This window comes from Alkaliphilus metalliredigens QYMF, from assembly GCF_000016985.1.
GTDB classification, from domain to species: domain Bacteria; phylum Bacillota; class Clostridia; order Peptostreptococcales; family Natronincolaceae; genus Alkaliphilus_A; species Alkaliphilus_A metalliredigens.
Genome location: NC_009633.1, coordinates 4,855,253 through 4,880,563 on the forward strand (window position 1 = coordinate 4,855,253; position 25,311 = coordinate 4,880,563).

Sequence of the window (25,311 nt, forward strand, 5' to 3'; positions counted from 1 at the left end):
GTTAATTACCATATGTGCTAAAATAAGAACGGAGGTGGTTTTATGGCACACATTCTCATCGTCGAGGATGAACAATCCATAAACGACCTTATTGCTATGAATCTCGAGCTGGTAGGCCATACCAGCACACAGGTCTATGAAGGCAATGAGGCGCTTGAATTCATAAAACAGAATACTTATTCACTGATTATCCTAGACATCATGCTTCCAGAGCTAGATGGTTTTTCCCTGATGGAATATGTTCCTGAGAACATACCTGTAATTTTCCTCACTGCCATGGGTAATCTATCTGATCGAGTCAAAGGACTTAAACTAGGTGCAGACGATTATATTGTAAAGCCCTTTGAAACCATTGAACTGCTGGCCCGTATCGAAGCTGTACTCCGCCGTACCCAGCGATCTTTAAATATTTTTTCTCTTGATAGTACCGTTGTAAACCTAGAAAGCAGAGTCGTTACGGTGAACGGAGATGAAATTGAACTTACCCTTCGTGAATATGAATTACTGGAAATACTCATTAAAAATAGAAACATCGCACTATCTCGTGAAAAACTGCTGAAATTGGCCTGGGAGTACGACTACTTCGGAGAGACCAGAACAGTAGATGTACACATTCAGAAACTGCGTAAAAAATTAAATTGGGAAAACAAAATAAAAACTGTATATAAGATGGGGTATCGATTGGAGGTGGATCAGTGAAGTTTTGGCAAAAAGCATTTATTGGCATTCTAATCATTTTCATTGTATCCATCAACATTAGCTCATACCTGACTTCTAAACATAGTTTTTCCCTTAATATGCAGCGGGATAAGAATCGAGCACTGGGTGAATATCACTTCATCAGGAATGGTATTCTTGAAGCAATTAACAGTAATTACTATCGTGAAGAAGCTGAGATACCGCCCGCCTCTATGGAAAGTGTGATGCGGTCCTATGCTAACTACTATAGAAAGCAAGATGTATTCTTAGAACTGAAACACTCCAATGATCTTCTTTTCACAAATATCCCTTTTTCTGTCCCATACAGCACAGGTAATGAAGAATTAGATTGGAATGCTGTTGAATTACAAGTTCTATCAATCAACGAAAAAAGATACTTATATATCTCTGGGAGAGTCCATGGGCAACACCAAGATTATGCCCTTGCCTATGTTCGGGATCTATCTGAACTATATGATACCCACTCACAACTTATTCGTTATCTCATTACGGTCAGTGCCTCAGTTGAGATCGTGTTGACATTGGTATTGCTACTGTTTTTAAGAAAGCTTACTCAGCCTATAAGAATTATGCAAACAGCTACTCGTAAAATATCTAGCGGCGTATATGACGACCGAATCAGTATCCCAGGCAAAGATGAGTTCCATGACTTAGCAGAAAACTTCAATCAGATGGCTTCCAGCATACAAGAAAAGATTACTGAGCTTGACAAAAATGCTCAAGATAAACAGCGTCTCGTGGACAATCTAGCCCACGAGCTGAGGACACCCCTTACAGCCATTCGTGGCTACGGTGAATATTTACAAAACGCTAATGCAAGTGAGCAGAATCGCATAAAAGCAACTGGTTATATTATTAGTGAAACTGATAGAATGCAAAACTTAGCATTTAAACTACTGGATTTAGCTCTCATAAAAAATAGTAAACTGGATGTTCACAGAATAATACCTTCTGAGCTGCTTCATCAGATAAGATTAGTATTAGCCCCGAAGTTAAAAGAAAAATCTATCAAGCTTGATATTCATTCCTCATTAAATGAATTATCGGGAGATTTTATCCTTCTTCAATCACTATTGGTAAACCTTGTAGACAATGCAGTGAAAGCATCTACCGAGAATTCTTCCATACACCTGTCTGCTTATTTGGATATTGTACCAATACTTGAAGTAAAGGACTTTGGGTGTGGTATGGATGAGGAACAAACTGCTTTGGTATGTGAACCCTTTTATCGGGTGGACACAGCTCGTTCACGAAGTTCAGGTGGGATAGGTTTGGGTTTGTCCCTTTGCAGGGAGATTGCCCATCTGCATGGCGCCCAGTTAAAGATCTATTCTTGTTTAGGAAAAGGCACCAGCGTTCAAATTCTTTTTACAACTCCTTTACAACCTTCTGAAAACTCCGTAACCTATAAGGATGTATGATGTATTTGTAGTACTACATTACATTTATTAAAAAGGAGATTATAAAAATGGCAAAATTTAAAACAATCGTTAAAAAGACATGGGTATTTATTGCAGCTGCTACTCTGATAGTGGGAAGCAACTCCTTGATGGTTTCTGCTCTTAACCGTAATATACCTGAAAGTGCATCGGCTTATGTAGTTCTCGATACAAACAATAATACGGCATATAGTAAAAATCAAACTGCCGAAACTGAAGATACGGTGGAATACTCCGTTGTTGACCTATCTAAGAGAGTCCATGATGGTGCCCACGAAAATGCAATCAAAGACAAATTAAGCTATATAAAAGATATTACACCTGAGCAGATCGAGGAAAAATACAATGCTACTATAGCGAATATGATTCCAGGAGAAAAAGATATTTCAGCAGAACAGGCTGCCTCCTATGCTGTAGCCGTACTTGAAAAGGCCTATGGAGTAGATTTAACAGGTTACACCGCTGAAGCAAGTTTTTCAAGAAGTCCTGTTCCAAACTCAGATATTTGGGGAATAACATTCCTCTCTCCTAATGAAGCCGAGAGTTCAAAGAGTTATCATGTCTCCGTAGATTCTGTGAGCGGTACAATAATTCATGTAGGTTTTTACAACCTCAATTCTAGGGACGATAATAATAAGGATCTAGAAAGCCCTGAATGGAAAAATAAAGCTGTACAGGAAATTTTAAAATTAATCCCAGAAAATGTTACAATAAGCAGCAGTAAAGTGGTATTCTCAGACCCACAAACTGGCGTCACCGTAGTATCCGAGCTATCTGACGGCTCCGCATACGCAGTTCGCTTAATCGGTGAAAACAAGGAAGTAGCAGTCATCATATACTTCCCAGATGGTTACGATGGAAGTTTCGATCCCAAACCACTGACAGATAAAGCAGTAGGCTAATATATCAATAGGACGGCTTATTTGATATAAACTTATCAAACAGGCCGTCCTATACTTACATATCGTTTCACTCACCAGCTTTACTAGCTAAATGAGCTCGTCTTTCTCACCCCTCAAAATATTCATTATACCATCCACTAGTAATCCATTCAGCCAAAGCCCACTGGGACGATCTATGCTGAAAACACTAAGGTCTAGAGAAAATCACCGTCACTTATGGTAAGGTTCAGCGTATCGCTGTAACTGCGGTTTCGTATCTTTATTATTATTAATATTGGTAAACGAAATGCCCCCTTCAAGAAAGCCTAGGCGTGTGTTTACACCAGAATTTAAAAGTCAGATGGTTCAACTTTACCATAATAGAAAAAGAAAATGTGACATTATCAAAGAATATGATGTTGCTGCATTCGTTCTTGATAAATGGATTAAACAAGCGGAAACAACAGGTTCTTTTGAAAAGAAGGATAATCGGAGCACCCAAGAACAAGAAATCATTAAACTCAAGAAAGAGTTAAAACAACTGCAAATGGAGAATGACATTCTAAAGCAAGCAGCATTGATCTTAGGACAAAGGTAAATGTGATAAAAAATAATGTACACAAATACCCAATGTCAGCAATGTGCAAAGTCTTACAAATCTCAAGAAGTACGTATTATTATGAAGCTACACAAAATTCTGATGAGAGCCTATTAACCAAACATATTACTGATATATTTAAATCTAGTCGCAATAATTATGGCACTCGTAAAATTAATAGAGAACTCCTAAAAAGAGGATATCAAGTTTCACGCCGCCGTATTGGCAGGATTATGAAACAAGAGGGACTTATATATAATTACACCATTGCTCAATTTAAACCAACTACTGACAAAACTAATTAATCTAAAGTAGCTAATTTAGCAGATCTCAACTTTGATGAACAGCTTCATTTAAATGTCGTAGTAAGCTATTTGACCTATGTAAGGGTAGGTATGAGTTGGAACTATATCTGTATTCTTATTGATTTATTTAACCGATAAATTATTGGATACATTAGATGGCTTGAAATTTCAACTAGATGACTATGTTAACTGGTTTAATAACCATAGATTCCATTCATCACTAGGATATTTATCACTAACTCAGTATAAAAGTAATACCCTTAAAAAAACTGTCCAAATAAGTAAATAAGTGTTGACAGTCCAACCTTGTTATTAAGCGCTTACTGATTAGATAATCATTGGCTCCCATATCTAAACCTATTACTCTGTCTTCTATATCACTACGGGCAGATTAGATCTAGAATAACTAAATCATATTCATCCTCAGCTAAAAGCAATTTCATCTCGTTATACGCTCCTCTGCTTAGTATAAAAAATGACGCAGCAGTAATTATAGCGCTGCCCCAAAACTATTTTGATTAATTTGTAACTACCTTAGCAGGTTCAGTTTTGCTCATATCAACATTGTCAAGATTTTCTGTCTTAACTGTTTCTAACTTTGTAGCCGATTCAAACTTCGAAGATGTAGAAGATGCAAATGCTGCCATAGACATTGATACAATCATTGTAACTGCTAGTGCTGAAATACCCATTATTTTAATTTTTCTTGTTATATACATGATAAAGCCTTCTGTTATTTGTTTTATTTTTGTAAGGTTGCAACCTATGTACCTAGTATACCAAAACAAAAGTTAGGAGACGGTTAGTTTTATATTCTCAGCAACTCTAAATTTAACTATCTCAATTACTAATTTATATGGCAGTGGCTTTTCTATAGGGAATTGAACTGCTCCTTTTCCTCCTGTATACTCTGATAATTCATGCTTGAATGCCTCAATTCCACTAGGTGCTGGATAAAATCCAATACGGTTTTTAAAAGCAGCAAAATGCACAATTTTTTATATAGCACAAATGTAGGCATTTGATAACTTATCTTTTCCTTAGCATCTGGTGCTGCCCCTTTTATAACATTCCTTAACGTTTTAAATATTTCCTGAACCTCTTCTGGAAATTTAGAAATATAGTCATCAATCGGTTTATAGAAAAAATTATATAATAATATTTACTCTATTAATCCTACTGCTTTTAATAGGTTTCTAATAGCAGTTGCAGCTTCTGTATCGGTGAACTTTCCTATCTTAGCTTTAACCGTCACCAATCTGATCTGCTATTTAAAGTTATATCTGATTGGGTATAAGTCAGATAGCATATTCGTAGCATTTATATTTATTCTATTTTCAACATCTGCCCCCTCCGTTCCTGACAGTATCTCTGGGTTATAGATTAAAACACGTTTTCCTTGAATATGTTTAGGAATATTTAGTTTCAATATTTTAGGATTCTCTCCACTGCTGTAAATAAGGATATCCTCACCATCACCACCTATAGGCGTCCTGCTAATTACTCTATCATCAACATCTTTTAAAGTAACCATTCCCTCTTCATTAAGCTCGAATCTGAACCTACCATTATCTGTTTGAATTACTCTATATAAGTGAGGCGCTTTGGTTTCAGTACTTTCACCAAACACTAATGTTGCTCCTGCCACAAGTATAAATGTTAGCATCAGACTAAGTACTGATGTTTTCTTAAATTTCATAATAGACACGATTCTTTCTTCAGTGGCATTTTTGCTGAAACTGCTATATAAAGGGGTACATTTAGTTCTACCTTCCGCCATTTCAATTAAGGATAACGCATAATGAGATTTTGTGCTCTCACCGAATAGTTTGATTACCTCCTCATCGCAGGCAATCTCCAAATCTCTATTCATTAACACATACAATACCCATACCATAGGGTTGAACCAATGTAAGCATAGTGCAATGATCAGTAAAAGCTTCCATAGAGCATCAAATCGCTTAATATGTATACATTCATGAGCAAGAATATATCTGACTTCCAGTTCGTTGCTGTAATCCATAGACTTTGGAAGTATAATTTTAGGCTTTAGTATGCCATAGGTGAGGGGTGTTGTCACTTTATCGGATACTAGAATTCTAATGAGTCGATTTGTCTTTTGCTCACTCAACCATTTGTCAATCAAATTATTCCCTTTAATTGGCAACGCTGTTCTAATTTCTCTATAGCTTCTATAAAAGGATACGACAAAAAATAGAGCAAGCAAAGCGATACCCGCAATCCAAAGTATCATCATGGGTTCTATGTACCAAGGTTTATTCACTGCCTCCACATATTCTGTATTTCCATAGATAAACACTCTTGCATCGTTGCTATTTGTCCCTCCGACTTCTAGTGCAAATTTTTCCTTTAAGCGATTAATCACGTTATACAGACCAAATTTTGAAGGAATGGAAAAAGGAATGATCAATCTAGATAAAGCAATTCCCCAAAGTACAATAAAGGTTGTTTTAGGTAGCCTGTTAATGGCAAGTCCTCTTATAACAACAACCATCAGAATAAGAATGCCGGCTGAGACACTCATTTGCAACAGATTCATTGTATTCACCTCACTTCAACTTATCAACAATTTTTTTTAATTTGTCAATTTGCTCTTTCGTTAGGTTTTTTTCATTAACAAATGTCGCAAAGAACATTTCTGTAGATCCATCAAACATTTTGTTAATCAGTTCTTCTGTTTCCTGCTCCTGGATCTCTTCCTTGGAGAGCAGCGCCCTGCATATAAAATTAGGTTCCAATCTTTCAATGGCATCTTTGTCAATACATTTTTTGATGACAGTATAGGTGGTATTTCTATTCCAACCTGTTTCTTCTTTTAAAATAAGGGCAAGCTGACCTGCCGTCAAATTACCTTCTCTCCATAGCACTTCCATCACCTTTAGTTCGGAATCGAATAATTTAATTTTCATATTCATCTCTCCTTACTTGACTATTTCAATAGTTGAATACAAGTCAATACTATCGCAGCAGTAATAACATGTCAATTACTATTTCAATCGTTAATGACAAAAGCGTCTCCGATGCTTTCCCTTTAGCTCACATCATCCATCATGTATTTTTTTAGTATGGGGGATATGTAAAAATTGGTAATCAATCCTATGGTACTCATTGTTATAAAGAAAAACAATAACATTCCAACTGTCGGGAATAGTAACAGCGGTAAGGCGCTCAATATAAAGCATAAAGTCAGTACTCCCAGATTTGGAAAGAATCTGATTATAGAAAATATAAAAGCATTCTGATAGATCTGTTTGATCGAAAGTCTGAATGTAATCAGCATTGGGTACATATACATATGCATCATTAAAAAGAAGAGAAATAGTAATATGATCAAAAAAGTAATTGCGGTGAAAAATATGCTTTCTGTACTTATTCCAAAATAGAAGTTGATAGCAATTCCAATGACCAACACAACAACCAGGTCAATCAGACATATAAAAATGCTTTGTCTCGCATTGCTCAAAGCATGCTCCTTAAAATCCCCCCATAAAAATGCATGCTCTTCACCAGCGAATTTTTTCAGTACATAAGTGAATCCAGCCTGCGCTGGACCTATTGTCACAACTGGTATGCATACTAAAATAGCACCCATGGCAAAATAAAATACCAACTCATAAACACTATTTCCCATTGGGCCTCCGTTTTTATTCAACGTTGGTAAAAAAACTGTGCCACAAAGGGCATGACAACAACTGCTGGCAGGTTAAATACAAAGAACAGCATGTTCAACTTAACAAGGTGCCAGAACTTGCGAAAAAATATATGGAAGAAAACCACGATACGCGGTTTCGACAGAGTATTTTTAGGAATATCCATTTCCGTTTTTGTGTCCTTAAACATACCGAAAATACGTAACATAAGAGATCATTCCTTTCTAATTGCACTCAACGATGGAAACACCTGTTAATTACAAACTCATTTTATTATTTAGTCATGCTAAATGAACATTTAGTTCGTAATTGTTTTTTCCGTTTCTCTGTCAAAAATATGGACTTTACTGGGATCTAATGCGAGTCTTATGGTATCCCCTACTTTTATCTGTTTTTTAGGATTAACTCTTGCAATAAAGCCGGTATCTTCAATTTTTACATGCAAATGAATTTCAGAACCAAGCATTTCAACAACTTCTACCTCTGCTTCTACAACACAATCTGCAAGTGAATCAAGGTATCTCTGCTCATCAAATACATTTTCAGGCCTGACTCCCATGATTACTTCCTTGCCTATATAATCCAGTTCCTCTAGCTTCCTTGCCTTTTCATAGGGCAACTTTATGCTATTTCTGCCAAATTTCAGATGTACTTCCTCTCCGAATTTCTCTACCAGGACTTCCATGAAGTTCATCTGAGGACTTCCTATAAATCCGGCCACAAACAAATTATCAGGCTTTTCGTAAACAGTTTGTGGCGTATTAACTTGTTGGATATACCCGTCCTTCATCACAACAATCCGTGTCCCCATTGTCATGGCTTCTGTCTGATCATGAGTAACATATATGAAGGTTGTTTGTAGCTCTCTGTGAAGCTTGCTGATTTCAGTCCTCATCTGGCCCCTCAATTTCGCGTCCAGGTTTGACATCGGTTCATCCATGAGGAATACCTTTGGTCTGCGTACAATTGCACGACCCAGTGCCACCCTTTGCCTCTGACCTCCAGATAGCGCCTTTGGTTTTCTGTCAAGAAATTGCTCTATGTCAAGTATTTTAGCAGCTTCATATACACTTGCTTTGATTTCATCTTTTGGGGTTTTTCTTAACTTCAAGCTGTACGCCATGTTTTCAAAAACAGTCATATGGGGATACAGCGCATAGTTCTGGAAAACCATAGCAATATCCCTGTCTTTAGATTGTACGTCGTTCACCAGCCTACCGTCTATCGATATTTCTCCTTGGGTTATTTCTTCTAACCCTGCAATCATCCTAAGTGTAGTAGTCTTTCCGCAGCCGGAAGGACCAACAAAAATGATAAATTCCTTATCTTCAATATCCAGATTGAAATCCGCAACTGCAACAACATTACCTTCAAATTTTTTTATCACATGTTTTAAATTTACACTGGCCATAATCATCATCCTCCTCTTACTTCAATTAATCACCCATTTTATTCAGTTTACTGATTATTAGAAAATATATCAGGGGCTTAAACCCCTGATACATTTTCATTTTCCACCCACTATACTACCCTCTTCCTTACTCTCCAAGATAGGTATTTACCCTGTCCTGCATCAGTCTTGTTGTCTCTTCTACAGATTTGTCTCCAGAGAAAAATGATCTCGTCTCATCCTGTACAATACGACTAATGTTTGTATCTACATTGGCATATGTTCTTAATCCCGAAATAAATTCATTTATATAATCGATATCCGTTTGGGACATCAACGCTTGGCTTACTGTAATACTACTGTCTCCGCTTCTTAGCATCATTTTTGCATTTCCACTTTGAGACAACGCTACAGCCTGTTGGGCTTTCTGTTGCTGTGCAGCTTTGTTGACCGAAAAGCCTCCCATTGCCTGTTGCGATTGTCCTGCTCCTCCCTGCATTGCCCCTCCTTGCATCTCCTGGGATTGGATCTCATCAGATAAAAGCGTTTTTAAGAATTCCCAGCTTTCCGATACATATTCGGAATTTCTGTTGATTGCATACATTGAATTAGATGAAAATGTTCCTCCACTAGGACCACCTCCAGAGGGCATATTATAAAGACTTAATTGTTCTTTAAATGCAGCTTTCATAAATCCATACATATTATAACCGCTAATACTATAAGGATAAAAGACGATGGACTCCCTGCCTGCTGCTTCTAGGATCGAAATCATATGGTTTTTAACGCTGCTATCGGTAAGACTTCCGTCATCAAAGGCCTTGATAGTATTCAACAAGTCAACAAAGTTTGGTGAAGTGAAGTTGGCATTCTTCCTATCAACATCAATGTAATTGCTGTAGCTGTCTCCGGTAAATAGATTCAACAGTTCCATAGAGCTTACAGAAGGTAGCGCTGCTCGACTTCCATTACTGTCACTTTTTTGAGTCACTTTCTCAGCAATTGATTTAAAATCATTCCAAGTCCATTCACTATCATCAATTATGATTGATTCCTGATTAAGGATTCCTTGATTGGCCATTAAAACATTGAATGTAAATTCGATGGGCAGTACATACAGGCTTCCATTGGATTTCAAAGCATCAAAAATGTTAGTGTGGTATTTGTTCATGTCGAAGCTATTGTCACTAGCCATCATCTCGCTTAAATCTACCAGTATGTTTCTAGAAATATAGTTCTCATATTGCAGCCCAGCCACGGATATAATATCAGGTCCCTTTCCCGAAAGTATTTGGGTATTCAGATTTGTTATATAGGTTTCATAGTCATCACTTGGATATGTCTGTATATCAATCCTGTACCCAGGGTTCTCCCGCTGGAATTGGCCTGCTGCTACTTCAAGTGCTCTATTGGATCCAGGAACTGAAATCGTAATGACTTCTTGAGTTTGTACGATGCTGTCTCCACTCTGTATTGAGTACTTATACAATTCATATTTTATAAAGTCTGCAGAATCAACGGTTGCTTCACTAGCCCCACCTTTCATCACAGGTTGGTCAGAAGAATTACTATCTGGGGTATCTTGGGTATTTGGAGTATTTCCTCCAGATCCCATGTTGATTCTCCCTGGGTCTGCAGGTACCGATGTAGTGGACACATAGATATTGCCCTCGCCATCAATACTCATATCAGAAATATTATATCCGCTGGCCATAATGGTGTAGGATTTGAAATCTATAGCAGTCCCCATGAGGTTTCCCGAGGAATCATATTTGGTAATGTCTTGGCTAGTTAGATAGTATATACTTTCATCCTCTTTTGAAAACCTAATTCTATTGACTCCCATCATAGAGATTCCACTTGAATTCTGACCTGATAAATCAATGGACCAAATGGGATTGCCCGTTGAAGCATCTAATTTTTCAATACTTCTCTTCCCCATGATGAGGCTTGCTGCAATAATATTACCCTCGGAATCGATATCAATACTTTCGTATCCTTCGGATCCCAAGGTTTTTACCGGCTGTCCCTCCTTGTCAAGGACTTGAATACTCTTTGAAGGATCTGATATGTAAATATTCCCATTACCATCTACTGCGATATCAGAAAAACCCATACTTTGCATTCTGACACTTCCGCTACTTCCGGTATTTGAAACGGTCCCAAGGTCAACAGTCTTTAGGGTATCTCCTTGGGGACTGATTACTGTAAGTTTTTGTGAAGTATTGTCACCTTGGGTTTCTGCTGTCACCGCATAAATGTTGTCCTCTTCATCAAGGGTAAATGCTCTGACATTTCCCAAAAAGCTGATTGAATCACCTACTGGGTTACCTTCCTGATCTAAGGTTACAAATCCAGAATTTGTTCCATAGCCCCTGTCAAAAATCACCAGTTGGTTTTGAGAATTAACTCGGCCCCCCCCTGGCCACATAAGGTCTGAATGAATTCCTATTTCCATTTCTGAATATGTATCCACACTTTGTTGTTGAGAAACGTTGCTATTCCCCATCCCGCAAGCTGCAAGGCTCACTGTAATCATCACTACCATTAATAGACACATTATTTTTTTCAACATTTTTTACATCACTTTCCTTTCGATTTGTAATTTGCAAAATATTTAAAAATATAAAAGCCCAGGCCACTAGAATACTTTTCACATCCAGTATAAAGGGCAGTTTTATCATAAAAGCTACCACAGCTAGCATACCCAGAGAAAGAAGAAAGAACAAAGCAAATATTAATGTAAGTCTATTTGAATCCACATTTAATGTTTTAATCTCTCGGAAGCCGGTATATAAAAGTAGGGAGCCCAACACAATAGAAATCCAAAAAAGCAGGCTCACCATTATATTAGTAGCATTAAGAATCAACTCGGATTGGGGTGGGACATAACCCATATCTTGTATACCACCTTGAATGACGCTTTTAATCAAATCCAAATAATAGGAAATATTGATTAACTCATCAGGAATATAATGAGATGGAATATAGGGGCTGAATCTAATTCCTAGCCAAAACAATATAATTCCTAATGATACCCCTGTCATTTCAAAGAAGCAGGTTGCGATTATCCTTCGATGGTACTTAATCACATTTGTCAAATAATCCGTCTTACACCCATCTCTTATCAATGAATATAACTTTATGATTAAGTTCTTAGCATGCACCATCAATATAAAAATTGATATCATTCCAATAATAAATACGAAGAGAAGTAACAATTGTTCCATTAATTCATACCTCAAATTAAAGTCAATGATATTATAATTTGAAGGGTTTTGCCCTATTTGCCTTAGGGCAGTTGATACATTGGTGACATTCTCATCCAACCTTCCAGCATTGTCAGTCTTTATCTGGAGAGCCGTAATCCGAGACGTACTATCTATATCTAATATGACTTCACTTGGTATATATACCTTCGGCAAGCCTTCATCCGTTACTTTTTCAATAAGGGTATCATCCTTTTTCACAACCCCAATGATCCTAAAGACGTTACCAAAGATATCAATATTTTTTCCTGTGGCGTTTACTGTTTTAAATAATTTCCAGGCCAACTCCTCATCGATTACTGCAACCATTGCCCCTTCTTCTTCCTGTTGCCGTGTAATAAAGCTTCCCTCTTCAATCATTAAGCCATAAAACAGAGGGTACATGTGATCTACACCCGTTAGTCTGACAGGTAGAGTGGAACTGTCGTTGGAAACCGATGTATTGATACTACCTGACTGTACAGTATAGCTGATTTCTTCTGTTGCAAGCTCCCTTTTCAGCCTTTTTATATCATCAATTGAAAAGGCATTGATACCCTGAAGATCTATGTGGTTCTTAACAGACACCAACACCTTTTCCATGGAATAGTCTCCATTCAACTGAGAAGATTCTACAACCAGCCCATTTCCAAGGACAATCAATGAAAGCATCAATAAAATTCCTGAGAAGGTTAGAATCCATGCAACTTTTCTTTTTCTCATGATAATCTCACTCCTTAATTGACCAGCATGACTCGCGAGCCGTTGGATAACGGTTTATTACTATTAGAAACAACCTGATCTCTAGAGCTTATGCCACTCAAAACTGCGGTTTTTATATTATCGGATTCACCGATGCTGACAGATACTTTTTCTACATAAAATTCATTTCCAAGTGGACCCTCCCTCTCTTTAAGTACATATACAAAATCTCCATCACTATCTTGGCCTACTGCTGAATTGGACACTAGCACATTATAAGATCCAATATTTTTTCTTATACTTGCTGTTCCAATTTCTCCACCAATCAACTCATCAGAGTCAATGTCAATGATAACATCCTTTTTCACACCAATTTCTTGCTGGTTATCTCTAATTTGATTTACTTTCCCTTGTATATTCCTATTGTTTAATGAATTTATTGATATTTCAGCTGTATCACCCACTTCCAGATATTCCCCTGCACTTATATTAACAGTGGCAATAAATTGAAATCCTCCTTGGATATCTGCAATTTTGTATAGTGGTTGAGAAGTATTTGCCGTCATACCCTCTGAATAATACAACTCTGTAACGATACCATCACTGGGAGCCGTCACCGTACCCATGTTGATTTCCTTCGCTAACTCAGCTATTCTTCTCTCTGCCATATCTATGTCTAACTTTGTGATTTCGATATCTCGGTTGTTGTTTTCAATATCTCTATTGTTATTTTCAATATCTCTGTTATTCTCTCTTATTGCTTTATCCCTATTGTTTTTTGCTAACTCATAGTCCATCCTAGCACTGTCAAGACTCATTTTTGCATCGGCCAGTTCATTTGCAGATATAGCACCTACTTCATCATAAAGAACTTTATTATTATCGTAATTTCGCTGGGCCTTATCTACATTCTGCTGGGCAGTTTGAATTGCTTTGTCTAGGTTCATCAAATCCTCTGGCAAATTGGATTCTTTGAGCTTTTCGCCAGCTTGTATGAGCTTTTCAAGATGTAATTTTTTCTGGGTATATTGATCCTGCTGATCCTTCAATTGATTTTCTATATCAGCTGTGTCCAATGTTAACAGTGTTTGCCCTTGATAAACTTCGTCCCCAACCTCCACCATAACTCCCGTCACCCTCATACTGGTATGAACATACAAATCGCGGATTGTTTTTGCCACTACATTCCCGGTATCTGTCACTTCCTTCATAAGTGCCCCACTTGTAGGCGTTTCATATGTTACCTTTGGCAGTGTCAAGTTATTTATGGTTTTTGAAAAAAAGGTTAAAAAAAGCATTACCATAAGAAATATTACCGTCGCCTTTCCGATTATCTTTCTTTTCTCGATATTTGCATTTGCATCCGCATCTAATGCCTTCATATTCTTTGCCATACCTCCAATTCTAATTTTCATTAATCTAATTTCTATGCCTTAAAAGACTACCTATATCAACCCTTAAGTCCGGAAAGTTGAATCCCTTTCACCAGGTAGTTCTCTCCATAAAGGAAAATCAACAACATCGGTAGCATATAAATCGTCGACGCAGCAAAAGCAATCCCCATCTCCCCTTGGTTGATGTTCGACAGATAAACTGACAACGGATGCATATTCACGTCCTGCAGAAATATTAACGGTTGCTCCACCATATTCCAGTTATCTATAAAAACCAAAATAGAAAGTGCAGCAAGTGCTGTTTTTGACATGGGAAGGATAATACCAAAAAAAATCTTAAACTGGCTGGCTCCATCCATCTTTGCAGATTCGATATAAGCATCCGGAATGTATACCATAAACTGCCTCATTAAAAAAACACCAAATGTACCAAATATGCCAGGCAGTATGATGGATGAATAACTTCCTATAAGCCCCAATTGGTTGGCCATGATATAATTGGGAACCAGCGTGACCTGGAAGGGCATCATCATGACAATAATATAGGTAAAGAACAGCTTATCGCGGAAAACAAACTCTATTTTGGCAAAAGCGTATGCGGCCATAGATGCAACAAGCATCTGCCCCAATATGATTGGAACGACTATTATCGCTGAATTCCAAAACTTGATAAGAAACGAGGTCCTTTCAATAAGAGCCGTATAGTACTGTGTGATAGTCACCCTGTCTGGTATTAGTTTTACATTGGCATACTTGCTAGAGAATACATTTTCCTCTTGACTTGAGTTGTTTGAAGTTACCATACTGTAACTGGTTTCTATTTCTTGTTCGCTCATAAAAGAATTGGTAATTGTCAGTACAAGAGGAAATAGAACCACGACAACCATAGCAAACAGTATAACTGATAGAACTGTCTTTCCAAGTCTTTTCTTTATATACCGCCTCATCTGCATCACTTCATCATCCTCCTATTGTACTGCTCACTTTTCTTTCAATCTTGAATAATAATAATACCAGTATGTAAATGAAAATAGCCATAATAAAAGCAGCCGATGTAAGCATCTGGTAATCTAAGGATGCAAACTTGTTGTTCATATAATGCTGCAACATATAGATGCTATCATGAGGATATGCACCTGAAATCAAATACACCTCCCTGAACACCTTAAAAGAATTGATGATGGACATTACAAATACAAAAAACGTAGTAGGCGTAAGATAAACCAAAGTGATACTGGTAAACTTGCGCCAATTGCTGGCTCCGTCAATATCAGCTGCTTCATAATACTCTAATGGTATATTCTGAAGGCCTGCCAAGAAAAGTACCATATTATACCCGATATTCTTCCATAAATAGAGTATCACAACTATCATCCTGGCAAAATCAGTCTTCATCCAGTCTATAGGTGATAATCCAAGCCATATAATAAAAGCATTGAGGGATCCATTCATATCAAACAATATCTGCCACACCAGAACTACCGATGCCACTGGAACCACCAAGGGTATAATAAATCCCATACGTATAATATTCCTACCATAAATTTTCCTATTAAGCAGTAGCGCAAGACCCAGGGAAAATAGAATATTGAGCGGGACAGCGATCACCGTAAAAATAAGGGTATTATATCCCGCTTTTTGAAAAACAGGATTCTTTATGAGTTCGATATAGTTTGCCAATCCAACAAAACTGCCACCAATGGGACTGTCTACAAATGAGTAATAAAGCCCTCCTATAAATGGTATGAAGAAAAAAATCAAAAACCCAATAAGACTTGGTGCCAGAAATAATAGTGCCGTTTTATTATCATATTTTTTTCCTGTATTTAATACTGACATCATCCATCCCCCTGTGGTATCCTTCACTTTGAAGCCATATACCTTATTTTGATTATGTACATACATCTTCCTTTTATGACTATTGATATAGTCATATTGCAATTAAATACTATCAGAGTAGTCATCACTTGTCAATGACTATTCTGATAGTTGTCAAAAATAATTAATCATTCATTATAGTGAAGTTTTATTTACTGCTATCTCAATCAACAATAGAGATTACGATTGAGACTCCACTATTTCATTAAAAGTAGTTTTCCACCATTCATACCCCATACTTCATCCGCAACAGAAGATACCTTTTTGGAGTGGGTAACGATTATTACACATTTACCTTCATTATGGGCCAGCGAAGTTAATATAGATAAAATGTTCTCTTCCGTTTCAATATCTAAGTTCCCAGTGGGTTCATCTGCAATGATAATGTCAGGATTATGAGATAAAGCTCTTGCAATACCAACTCGCTGTTGTTCGCCGCCGGAAAGTTTGAGGATTTTACGGTCAGCGGTTTCTTTATTAATTCCAACTTTTTCAAGCAGCTTATAAGCGACTTTTTTCTTATTATTTTCCTTTGTTTTGCTAATGCACATCGACAACACAATATTTTCAACAGCTGTTGCGTTTGTCAAAAGATTATAACCCTGAAAAATAACGCCAATACTTTCAGCTCTGTATTTATCACGGTCAATCTGTGAAAGTGGATTGCCGCCAAAACTTATTGTACCGTCCGTACAATTATCAAGCCCTGAAATAAGAGATAAGAGGGTAGTCTTTCCTGAACCTGACTTGCCCATAATCACGTAGAGCTTACCACTGTTAAACTCCGCCGAAACTTTTTTTAATACGGTTTTTGTTGTGCCGCTGTATTTATAGGATACATTTTCTATTGTTAAAAGACTCATCATAGTATTCACCTTAATTCCTTTCTGAAAGTATCTTTATAGGCTCGTATTTTGTGATATACATGATACCAGCAACGCTTGATATACCTGCAAGAATAAGAGAGATTAAAATAATCTGTGTAATGGCGTCCGCACTTAAATTTACCTGAAGTTCTGAAAGTGGTTTAACGTCTGATGAAAATGTTGGAGCTCCAAGTCCTGTTCTACCCGACGATGGCACGCCGCCATTTGTATTACTGTTTTCTTCAGCAAGTTCAATTTGACCTGCAAGCATGCTATCCGCCACAGGTTGCGATGCCGCTAATCCTACGCCTAAACCAAGCACCAGGCATATCACTGTGATAACAAGCATTTCTGTAAGCAGTCCAAAAGCTACCTTAGCTTTTTTCATACCCATTGCACGAAGGACACCGATTTCGTATTTACGTTCTCGAATCGCAAGACTTGATAAAAGAATAAGAACCATTGAACCGAAAATCAAAACAACAATCAAGAACGTATTTGTTACCCCGGCAAGTCCTTCAACAGGGCCTACAACTTTTTTATATCCGGCTTCGTCAGTGACAACATTGTAATAATCAGCCAATCCCTTTTCCCTGAGTTCTTTTTCATAAGCAGGAAGCAGTGTGGGATCTTTCAAAAAATATTGCACCGAAACACGTCCGTGTACATTAAACATTTCCATATTAACGGCCGTATCAAAACCGGTAAGAATCTCGTTATTTCTATTTTCCATCGAAGATATTACTTCAAGATTTGAACCAAGCATAGTATTGTCCATATAAATACCTGTAATAGTCAAGCTATGGGTCATTGGGTCATTTTTGTAATAACTGTCCACTTCAATGGTGTCACCAACGGATAAGTTGTTAAGGTCTGCGTATTGTTGGCTGACAATACATTCATTGAGATTTTTATACATTTCACCGCTGGTAATTTTACGTGTTGAATTTTTGAAATCTTTGTCTGCTTCTGGGTTATCTGTCGCAATGATTTTACCTTTTAATGGGACTGTTTCAGGGTTTTTTGTTCCATCCGCCCTTATTGCGCCGCTTATAAAATCAGAAATAAAATCATCCATTTCACTTTCACTAAGTGAAGACAGCTTTCTCGGTGAAATATCAATTGTTGCCGAAAAGTTTGCGCTCTGCAACAAATCAGACTTTCCAAATTCTATTTGCTGCTGGGGCGTGAGTTCTTTGTAGCTCTCAGCTACTTTTTTGTTTTGAAGCATTTCAAAATTGGTTTCAATAGAAACCTCCGAACCAAATCTCGACTTATAATCTGCAATGATAGCCGATGTTGTTGTGTTAATGATAATAGACACGGCTGTTGTGAGAATGATGGCAAAAATGATAATTGCCATTAAAATGTTTCTGCCCTTATTTCTTCCGATGTTCTTTACGGCATTTGCAATAATATACATTGTTTGTTCGCTCCTTTAATCAGTATTTGTCTGTCCACATGACATAGTGTAGCATATGGATTGTTAGGTTTTCGTTAGGTTATAAAGAGAGGATTATTTGTTTCATTTTATCTTCTTCTTTATAATTTTATTTGTAAGCCCGTACTCAGTATAAAGGAATGATTGTTAGATTAACGTTAGGGAATAGCATAACGCACAAAAAAGACGGACAACTTCCTTCGTTGACCGTCTTGTAATTTGCGTGGAAATGCTGTGAAATTATTCTTTTATTGGGGAAGCTGTATTGAGATTTTTGTACCTTTCACATTTTCACTCGAAACGCTGATTGTTCCTCCGTGCCTTTCTATGATGGATTTTACAATAGATAATCCCAGTCCTGAGCCTGCAATTTTTCGAGAGCGTGAACCGTCCACCCGATAGAAAGCATCAAATATAAAGGGTATATGCTCGGCTGGAATTCCTATCCCGGTATCTTCAACATCAATGCTAACGCACTTATTTGTTTTGCTTCCACGAACTGTAATACTTCCTTTCTCGCGGTTATATTTATATGAATTATCGATCAGGTTAAAAAAATTTCTGTAAAGAAGCGCCGCGTTTCCATGGAATGATATAGCGTCACATTCGATATTATAAGTGATTCCGCGATATTCATATACCGGCGACAACTCATCAAATATTGTCTCAAACATGACATCTAAATATACTTCTTCCTTTAACTCATCCGTTTCCTCATTTGGAGAAGCCATAATTAATAAATCGTTTACTACTTGCGTCAGCCTATCAACGCTTGCTTCCATCATATGGGCGTTTTCCTTATATTCTTCCAATGTGGTGGATTTGTCGATTTTAAGCACCTGTATCCCCGCTTTCATTGTTGCAAGGGGTGTTTTAAGCTCATGTGCAGCACTAGCCGAGAAGCGTTTTTGCCTGTTAAATGCTTCTTCTAAGCGCTCAAGGGCCTGATTGAAACTCTTTGTCAGACTACTCACTTCATCATGCGATAAACTTTCAGTTAATCTTTGAGATAAGTCCCGTTCGTCAATTTCAGACACCTGTTTGCTCAAATTTTTGACAGGCCGCAGGGCTTTCCCGGAAACAAAATATACAAGTCCTGTTCCGACAGTAGTTAGCGCAAGAAAAACCATTATGCTTTTCAAATCAAAATCTCTTTTGGCTGTTCCAAAACGGGTACTCTCGTTTTCTATTTCGTTATCGTCTATACCTCGAATTACTATATCGTCCGAATTATCATCGGCTTTGGTTATGCTGATTGGACCGTTTATTAAGGGCATAAGAGTTCTTTGGGCGTTTAATATGGAGAAGGCGGTTAATGCCGCAGAGCATATTATCAGCACTATAGCTACGAGTATTGTAATTCGCCATTGTAAAGTTAATTTCATAAATAGCTTCATTCTTGCGCCTCCTCTATGATATAGCCTTGACCACGGATTGTTTTTATTACTTCTTCATTGCTGAAATTAGACAGCTTCTTTTTTAGTGTATGAATGTGGTAACGCAGGGTATTTGAAAAAGGATCGAATTCACTATCCCATATATGTTCCACTAATTGTTCCGCACTGATAGTTTTATTCTTGTTCAAAATAAGGTACTCAAAAATGTTATATTCTTTGCGTGTCAAATTCAATACATCGTTATCACAGATTACCCTTTTAGCATTTATGTCAACTATAAAATTATCAAGCATAATAGTTGTGGGAGTCCCTGAAAAATTTCGGCGCAGTAAATTTCTTATTCTTGCTTCTAATTCTCCAAAATCGAAAGGCTTAATAAGATAATCGTTTGCACCTTCATCCAGTCCAAGAATTCTCTCGTCAACTTTCGTTCTTGCAGATAGAATTAAAATCTTTTGATCTGTATCTTTTTTACGAATTGTCCGCAATACGTTCAACCCATCTATTTTCGGGATATTTAAGTCTAAAATGATAATGTCGTACTCATAAATTTCGTAATATTCTAAGGCTTCTTCGCCATCAAATACCGTATCAACCGCATAGCCTACCTTACGCAGTCCCTTTGCTATTATAGCTGAAAGCATTTCTTCATCTTCAATAAGCAATATTTTCATAAGAACACCTCTTTATATTAATCATCCTTTATAGTATATCAAAAGGAATGTTAGTTTTTGGTTTGTTTTCTTTTAGCCGAGCGTCCGCAGACTTTTCCACATTACTCGGAATAGCCCATCCCTTGCTGAACCGAATAACTCCTTCTATACCGCCTTCCTCTCACAGTTTTTGGATGCGGCCTTCGGAAATGCCCCACTTCACGGAAGCCGCCGCTCACAAAAAATTTGCAAAACAGCAAAAGCCCCACTGCCTTCCAGAGCAAACTGGCTGGCAGTGGGGATAACATACTTCTCTATTTCTGTTGCTATTTTACTAATCTCATAATTGCTCATCCTCTATCCCTCATTTTTCTACACTTCCATTATAATACATTTCAAAAATAAAAACATTATACTAGCTTCATTACCTCAATTTTTCACAAAACCGCCGTCATTTATGGTACGGTTCATTTTTACTAATCCGAAAAGCCCGATACACCTGCTCTAATAAAATCAACTTCATTAACTGATGGGGAAAGGTCATGGGTGAAAAACATAGCTTGAAGTCAGCTCTTTTTAAAACACCTTGAGATAAACCTAGGGAGCCCCCTATCACAAATGTAATATGGCTATTGCCTTGTAAAGCTAATTTATCTATCTTTTCCGATAGTGCCTCTGATGAGAGCATTTTTCCTGCTAGGTCTAAGGCAATGACAAACATACCATCCTTGATGCTTTTTAAGATTGCTTCTCCCTCTTTATCTTTAATCATGATCTCTTCTGCTTCACTTAGGTTCTCAGGAGCCTTTTCATCTGCCACTTCTATAAAATTCAATTTACAATATCGACTCAGTCTTTTATCATACTCAGCAATTCCTTGCTTCAAATACTTTTCTTTTAGTTTCCCTACTGAAATCACTGTAATATTCATATAACACCTTCCTTTTCCACAATAAAAAAGCCGAAAAATCTCGGCTATACAACTAAATATTTGGGTATATGGTCACAAAAGTCACAGGTTTTTGGCGCCATCCACTCAGTAAAGGTCACATGGCCTAGCTCATATAAATCTGGTGGCTGTTCATATACTTGTACAAACTCCTCTAAAGCTTCCTCTAAATGCTGATTGCATACGACATACATTTTATTCACTCCATTTAATCGTTTTCATGAAGGTATAATTTCTTAGCATTATTATTTGTTAAATTATATCCTTCATACATTGAATGACGTTTTTTTTCATTTTTTAACATCTTTTTCCTTTGATTATATATCATTTTTTTTAATATTTCAAATATTTCACCCTAAGCCTCAAAACAAGTACTGTGTAATTGCTTTGTCTGGCCATCTCATTGGTTTATTTTGCGAAAATATAAGCCAAGGGAACCCCCCTGGCTTATATTAAAATCCAATTTTAATGCTCATTTCCTGTCCATCTCTCAAGATATGAACGATGGCTTCATCTCCTGGTCGATACCGATAAATTTCTCGAATCAATTGTCCCATGGTTGCCACCTCTTGATTCCCAATACCAACAATAATATCATTTGCTCGAATGTCGTATTGATCCGCAGGAGAGTTGGCTTCGATTTCAAAAACATATACCCCATACTCTGCCTGTAATACTTCACCAGTCATGCCCTCAACCTCTTCTACATTAAGTCCACGAATTCCTAGATAAACCCTTGTGAACTCTCCTTTTTCAATAAATTGATCGACAATAGGCTTTGCCGTATTAATCGGGATGGAAAACCCTAATCCCTCAGCAGTTCGCATTTTAGCTGTATTAATCCCGATCACTTGTCCCTGTGCATTCAACAAAGGACCTCCACTATTTCCAGGATTAATAGATGCATCGGTTTGAATTAAATTATCAATTGCTTGGCCCTGCTCTGTTGGCAGGCTTCGATTCAATCCACTGATAATCCCTTGGGTCACCGTCCGCTCTAGGTTTAACCCGAGTGGATTGCCAATGGCAATGGCTAGCTCCCCTACTTGTAAATTATCACTGTTTCCTAGCTCCGCCACAGGAAAGTTAGATCCTTCAACTTGAATAATTGCTAAATCTAAACTTTTCTCATTCCATAGCACCTCTGCTGGAAGTGTTTGACCATCATAAAAAAGCACCATGACTTCCTCAACTTCTCCATCCCCAACCACATGGGAATTGGTTAAGATGTATCCCCTCTCATCCACAACAACACCAGTTCCCAATCCTTGGGCTCTACGAGTTCCAAAAAACGCATCTCTTTGAAGGGTGACGGTTGTAATCCCTACCACAGAGGGCATAGCCTTCTGGGTAACAGCAGAATAGACCGTCATATCTTGTAATGGCTCAATGGTGATGGATTGTCCTGGTGTCTGACCAAGCAGACCTTGGTCTACAAGGATCTGTGGTAAAGCCACATAGGCAAAACTTAGGGTTAGTAGACTTCCAATAACTGCACCCATTAGAGCCATCAAAAAGTACCCTTTCTTAGCCCCTCGTCTTGATCTATAAATGTCTTCATCTTTGACATATCTACGGGGTCTGTCTATTGATGATTCAATTCTTTCCTGTGATTCTTTTTCCTCTTGATTTTCAGTTTCTCGATTTTCATTTTCATTATACAAGAATTTCACCCCCAAATTTATTGACTGAAAGTGACAACTAATACTGATATATCATGCTTACCCTATTTCGTTCTGCTAAACTAACTTCTATGTCTCTACCTATTATCATTTCATTACTTTGCAAAATATTTTTTACTGTTATCATGGCTAACTCAGGAAAGTTGTTTTCCTTGCTTAAATGAGCTAGTAAAATAGCTTTTACATTTCTCTTCACTAAGTCAACAATTGCATCCCCTGCAGCATCATTGGATAAGTGTCCTACATCTGATAAAACTCTACGTTTTAAAGCATAGGGATACTGTCCTATCTTTAACATTTCCACATCATGATTAGACTCTAGTACAACTAGGTCAGAGTTCCCCACCTTATTGAGTATCTCCTCATCGATATGTCCTAAATCAGTGGCAATGCTAATTTTTGCATTGCTTCCTTGAAAGCAAAAACCGACTGGGTCCTTGGCATCATGTGAAATACTAAAGGGAGATACTGTTAATTTTCCAATTTTAAAGTCTCTTGTTTGATCAAAAAAACAAATATGCTCCTCTTTTACCTTGCCGACTTTATCAGCCATCCCCTTCCAGGTTCCTTCATTTGCATAAACAGGTAAATTATATCTTCTAGATAGTATTCCTACCCCTAAAATATGATCACGATGCTCATGACTCACTAAAATTCCTGTTAAATCCTTGGGATTCATCCCAATATCCTTTAATCGTGATTCTATCTGCTTTCCACTTAATCCTGCGTCTACTAATAGATGTTCCTTGCCATCAGAAATCAAGTGACAGTTGCCACTACTTCCACTGGCTAAGGAGCAAAAGGTCATTGCCATGTGTCGCCTCCAATTCTATTCTAGTACCCTGGTTACATTGGCCCCAAGCAATTGTAGTTTCTCTTGTAATCGATCATAGCCTCTGTCTATATACTGTACATTTTCAATTTCAGTTTTACCCTCTGCCATCAAGCCTGCAACGACTAATGCAGCTCCAGCCCTTAAATCCGATGCAGATACCTTAGCTCCAGATAGCCTGGCTACTCCTTGAAACACTGCCACATGTCCTTCTACTTTTATGTTGGCTCCCATTCTTTTTAACTCATCTACATGCTTAAGTCTACCTTCAAAGATTGTTTCTGTCACCATCCCAGTTCCCTTTGCCATGGTTAATAAACTACTCATTGGCTGTTGTAGATCCGTGGGAAACCCAGGATAAACAAGGGTTTTAACGTTAACGCTTTTCAGCGGTCTAGAGGCAACCACATGAAGTGAATCCCCATTTTCTACAATATCTACACCCATTTCCTTTAGCTTTGCTGTAATAGCTTCTAAATGCTTTGGAATGACATTTTCAATGGTGACATCGCCACCTGTTGCAGCAGTGGCAATCATATAGGTTCCAGCTTCTATTTGATCAGGGATCACAGAATACTGGCATCCATTTAATTTTTCCACACCTTTAATTTTAATGACATCGGTTCCTGCACCACGAACCTTAGCCCCCATACAGTTTAAAAAATTAGCTACATCAACAATATGAGGTTCCTTAGCTGCATTTTCAATGGTTGTTGTACCTTCTGCCATTACAGCTGCCAACATAATATTGATTGTAGCGCCAACACTGACAACATCTAAATAAATCTCTGTGCCGATAAGCCTTTCTGCTTCTACTGTGATGATTCCATGCTCTACAGTGACCGTTGCTCCTAGCGCTTCAAATCCTTTAATGTGCTGATCAATTGGGCGACTGCCAATAGAACACCCCCCGGGATAAGCCACCTTTGCTTTCTTGAACCTGCCTAAGGATGCTCCTAGTAAATAATAGGAAGCCCTAAGCTCCTTTGCTACTTCATAATCTGCATAGCACTGCTTCATCGACGCTGTATTAATTTCCAGCTTATTAGATCCTATCTCTGTTACTATGGCCCCTAGGCTCCTTAATATATTCCCTAATACCTTTACGTCACTAATTTCTGGTAAGTTATCTAGCACACAAATATCTCCTGCTAAAACTGTGGCAGGGATTAATGCTACGGCTGCATTTTTAAATCCACTCACTCGAACGTTTCCTTGTAGTCTTTGTCCACCCTCAATGATCAATTTATCCATATATCTCGCTG

Annotated in this window: 24 protein-coding genes and 2 pseudogenes; 4 read left to right on the plus strand and 22 right to left on the minus strand. The window is 37.7% G+C overall.

Features of this window, described 5'->3' with window-relative positions:
- Positions 1-42: 42 nt before the first annotated feature.
- The 4 genes and pseudogenes from AMET_RS23625 to AMET_RS25320 all read left to right on the plus strand — a co-directional run bounded on the left by AMET_RS23625 (position 43) and on the right by AMET_RS25320 (position 4,232).
- Positions 43-699: a response regulator transcription factor gene (locus tag AMET_RS23625; protein WP_012065682.1), complete on the plus strand. Its 657-nt coding sequence runs from the start codon at positions 43-45 to the stop codon at positions 697-699.
- The gene (locus AMET_RS23630) at positions 696-2,141 is read left to right on the plus strand and encodes a sensor histidine kinase (protein WP_012065683.1); all 1,446 of its coding nucleotides are present in this window, start codon (positions 696-698) and stop codon (positions 2,139-2,141) included. Before AMET_RS23625 ends, AMET_RS23630 begins: the two co-directional genes overlap by 4 nt.
- A gap of 47 nt (positions 2,142-2,188) precedes the next feature.
- Entirely contained in the window at positions 2,189-3,061 is an 873-nt protein-coding gene (locus AMET_RS23635) for a hypothetical protein (RefSeq protein ID WP_012065684.1), read from the plus strand.
- 286 nt (positions 3,062-3,347) lie between these two features.
- A pseudogene (locus tag AMET_RS25320) lies at positions 3,348-4,232 on the plus strand (IS3 family transposase).
- A 229-nt stretch (positions 4,233-4,461) separates the two neighbouring features.
- On the opposite strand, the gene AMET_RS23645 reads toward AMET_RS25320, so the two are convergent.
- The 22 genes and pseudogenes from AMET_RS23645 to AMET_RS23735 form a co-directional block, all read right to left on the minus strand.
- Positions 4,462-4,662: a hypothetical protein gene (locus tag AMET_RS23645; protein ID WP_041721255.1), complete on the minus strand. Its 201-nt coding sequence runs from the start codon at positions 4,660-4,662 to the stop codon at positions 4,462-4,464.
- Between the two features lie 72 nt (positions 4,663-4,734).
- Complete coding sequence (locus AMET_RS27140; RefSeq protein ID WP_330368647.1) at positions 4,735-4,935, minus strand: iron chaperone; 201 nt, start codon at positions 4,933-4,935, stop codon at positions 4,735-4,737.
- A gap of 5 nt (positions 4,936-4,940) precedes the next feature.
- Positions 4,941-5,105: pseudogene (locus AMET_RS27465) on the minus strand (DUF1801 domain-containing protein); the annotation flags it as partial.
- Positions 5,106-5,210: 105 nt separating this feature from the next.
- Positions 5,211-6,503 carry a M56 family metallopeptidase gene (locus AMET_RS23650; RefSeq protein WP_012065686.1) on the minus strand — a complete coding sequence of 431 codons (1,293 nt, stop codon included), beginning with the start codon at positions 6,501-6,503 and terminating at the stop codon, positions 5,211-5,213.
- Positions 6,504-6,513: 10 nt separating this feature from the next.
- Complete coding sequence (locus AMET_RS23655) at positions 6,514-6,873, minus strand: BlaI/MecI/CopY family transcriptional regulator (RefSeq protein ID WP_012065687.1); 360 nt, start codon at positions 6,871-6,873, stop codon at positions 6,514-6,516.
- Positions 6,874-6,995: 122 nt separating this feature from the next.
- Entirely contained in the window at positions 6,996-7,616 is a 621-nt protein-coding gene (locus AMET_RS23660) for a hypothetical protein (protein ID WP_157047341.1), read from the minus strand.
- A gap of 296 nt (positions 7,617-7,912) precedes the next feature.
- The gene (locus AMET_RS23670; RefSeq protein WP_012065689.1) at positions 7,913-9,025 is read right to left on the minus strand and encodes an ABC transporter ATP-binding protein; all 1,113 of its coding nucleotides are present in this window, start codon (positions 9,023-9,025) and stop codon (positions 7,913-7,915) included.
- A 127-nt stretch (positions 9,026-9,152) separates the two neighbouring features.
- Positions 9,153-11,579 (minus strand): extracellular solute-binding protein, encoded by a 2,427-nt coding sequence (locus AMET_RS23675; RefSeq protein ID WP_041721257.1) that lies wholly within the window; start codon positions 11,577-11,579, stop codon positions 9,153-9,155.
- Complete coding sequence (locus AMET_RS23680; RefSeq protein ID WP_012065691.1) at positions 11,503-12,975, minus strand: ABC transporter permease; 1,473 nt, start codon at positions 12,973-12,975, stop codon at positions 11,503-11,505. Before AMET_RS23680 ends, AMET_RS23675 begins: the two co-directional genes overlap by 77 nt.
- A 14-nt stretch (positions 12,976-12,989) precedes the next feature.
- The gene (locus AMET_RS23685; protein ID WP_242661359.1) at positions 12,990-14,369 is read right to left on the minus strand and encodes an efflux RND transporter periplasmic adaptor subunit; all 1,380 of its coding nucleotides are present in this window, start codon (positions 14,367-14,369) and stop codon (positions 12,990-12,992) included.
- Positions 14,370-14,404: 35 nt separating this feature from the next.
- Positions 14,405-15,301, minus strand: a complete 897-nt coding sequence (locus AMET_RS23690) for a carbohydrate ABC transporter permease (RefSeq protein ID WP_012065693.1) — start codon at positions 15,299-15,301, stop codon at positions 14,405-14,407.
- A 7-nt stretch (positions 15,302-15,308) separates the two neighbouring features.
- On the minus strand, positions 15,309-16,190 hold the full coding sequence (locus AMET_RS23695; RefSeq protein WP_012065694.1) for a carbohydrate ABC transporter permease: 882 nt from the start codon (positions 16,188-16,190) through the stop codon (positions 15,309-15,311).
- Positions 16,191-16,423: 233 nt separating this feature from the next.
- Positions 16,424-17,092: an ABC transporter ATP-binding protein gene (locus tag AMET_RS23700; RefSeq protein ID WP_330368648.1), complete on the minus strand. Its 669-nt coding sequence runs from the start codon at positions 17,090-17,092 to the stop codon at positions 16,424-16,426.
- Positions 17,093-17,102: 10 nt separating this feature from the next.
- Positions 17,103-18,515, minus strand: a complete 1,413-nt coding sequence (locus tag AMET_RS23705; protein WP_012065696.1) for an ABC transporter permease — start codon at positions 18,513-18,515, stop codon at positions 17,103-17,105.
- Positions 18,516-18,781: 266 nt separating this feature from the next.
- The gene (locus tag AMET_RS23710; RefSeq protein WP_012065697.1) at positions 18,782-19,930 is read right to left on the minus strand and encodes a sensor histidine kinase; all 1,149 of its coding nucleotides are present in this window, start codon (positions 19,928-19,930) and stop codon (positions 18,782-18,784) included.
- The gene (locus tag AMET_RS23715; protein ID WP_012065698.1) at positions 19,927-20,604 is read right to left on the minus strand and encodes a response regulator transcription factor; all 678 of its coding nucleotides are present in this window, start codon (positions 20,602-20,604) and stop codon (positions 19,927-19,929) included. Before AMET_RS23715 ends, AMET_RS23710 begins: the two co-directional genes overlap by 4 nt.
- Positions 20,605-20,802: 198 nt before the next feature.
- Complete coding sequence (locus AMET_RS27010) at positions 20,803-20,937, minus strand: hypothetical protein (protein ID WP_278184229.1); 135 nt, start codon at positions 20,935-20,937, stop codon at positions 20,803-20,805.
- Positions 20,938-21,034: 97 nt separating this feature from the next.
- A complete protein-coding gene (rlmH, locus tag AMET_RS23720) occupies positions 21,035-21,514 on the minus strand; it encodes a 23S rRNA (pseudouridine(1915)-N(3))-methyltransferase RlmH (protein WP_012065700.1) in 480 nt (159 codons plus the stop codon).
- Between the two features lie 44 nt (positions 21,515-21,558).
- On the minus strand, positions 21,559-21,726 hold the full coding sequence (locus AMET_RS25330) for a CxxH/CxxC protein (RefSeq protein ID WP_012065701.1): 168 nt from the start codon (positions 21,724-21,726) through the stop codon (positions 21,559-21,561).
- Positions 21,727-21,984: 258 nt separating this feature from the next.
- The gene (gene htrA, locus AMET_RS23725; RefSeq protein WP_012065702.1) at positions 21,985-23,196 is read right to left on the minus strand and encodes a serine protease HtrA; all 1,212 of its coding nucleotides are present in this window, start codon (positions 23,194-23,196) and stop codon (positions 21,985-21,987) included.
- A gap of 37 nt (positions 23,197-23,233) precedes the next feature.
- Positions 23,234-24,028 carry an MBL fold metallo-hydrolase gene (locus AMET_RS23730; protein ID WP_012065703.1) on the minus strand — a complete coding sequence of 265 codons (795 nt, stop codon included), beginning with the start codon at positions 24,026-24,028 and terminating at the stop codon, positions 23,234-23,236.
- 15 nt (positions 24,029-24,043) lie between these two features.
- Positions 24,044-25,300: a UDP-N-acetylglucosamine 1-carboxyvinyltransferase gene (locus AMET_RS23735; protein WP_012065704.1), complete on the minus strand. Its 1,257-nt coding sequence runs from the start codon at positions 25,298-25,300 to the stop codon at positions 24,044-24,046.
- Positions 25,301-25,311 lie beyond the last annotated feature (11 nt).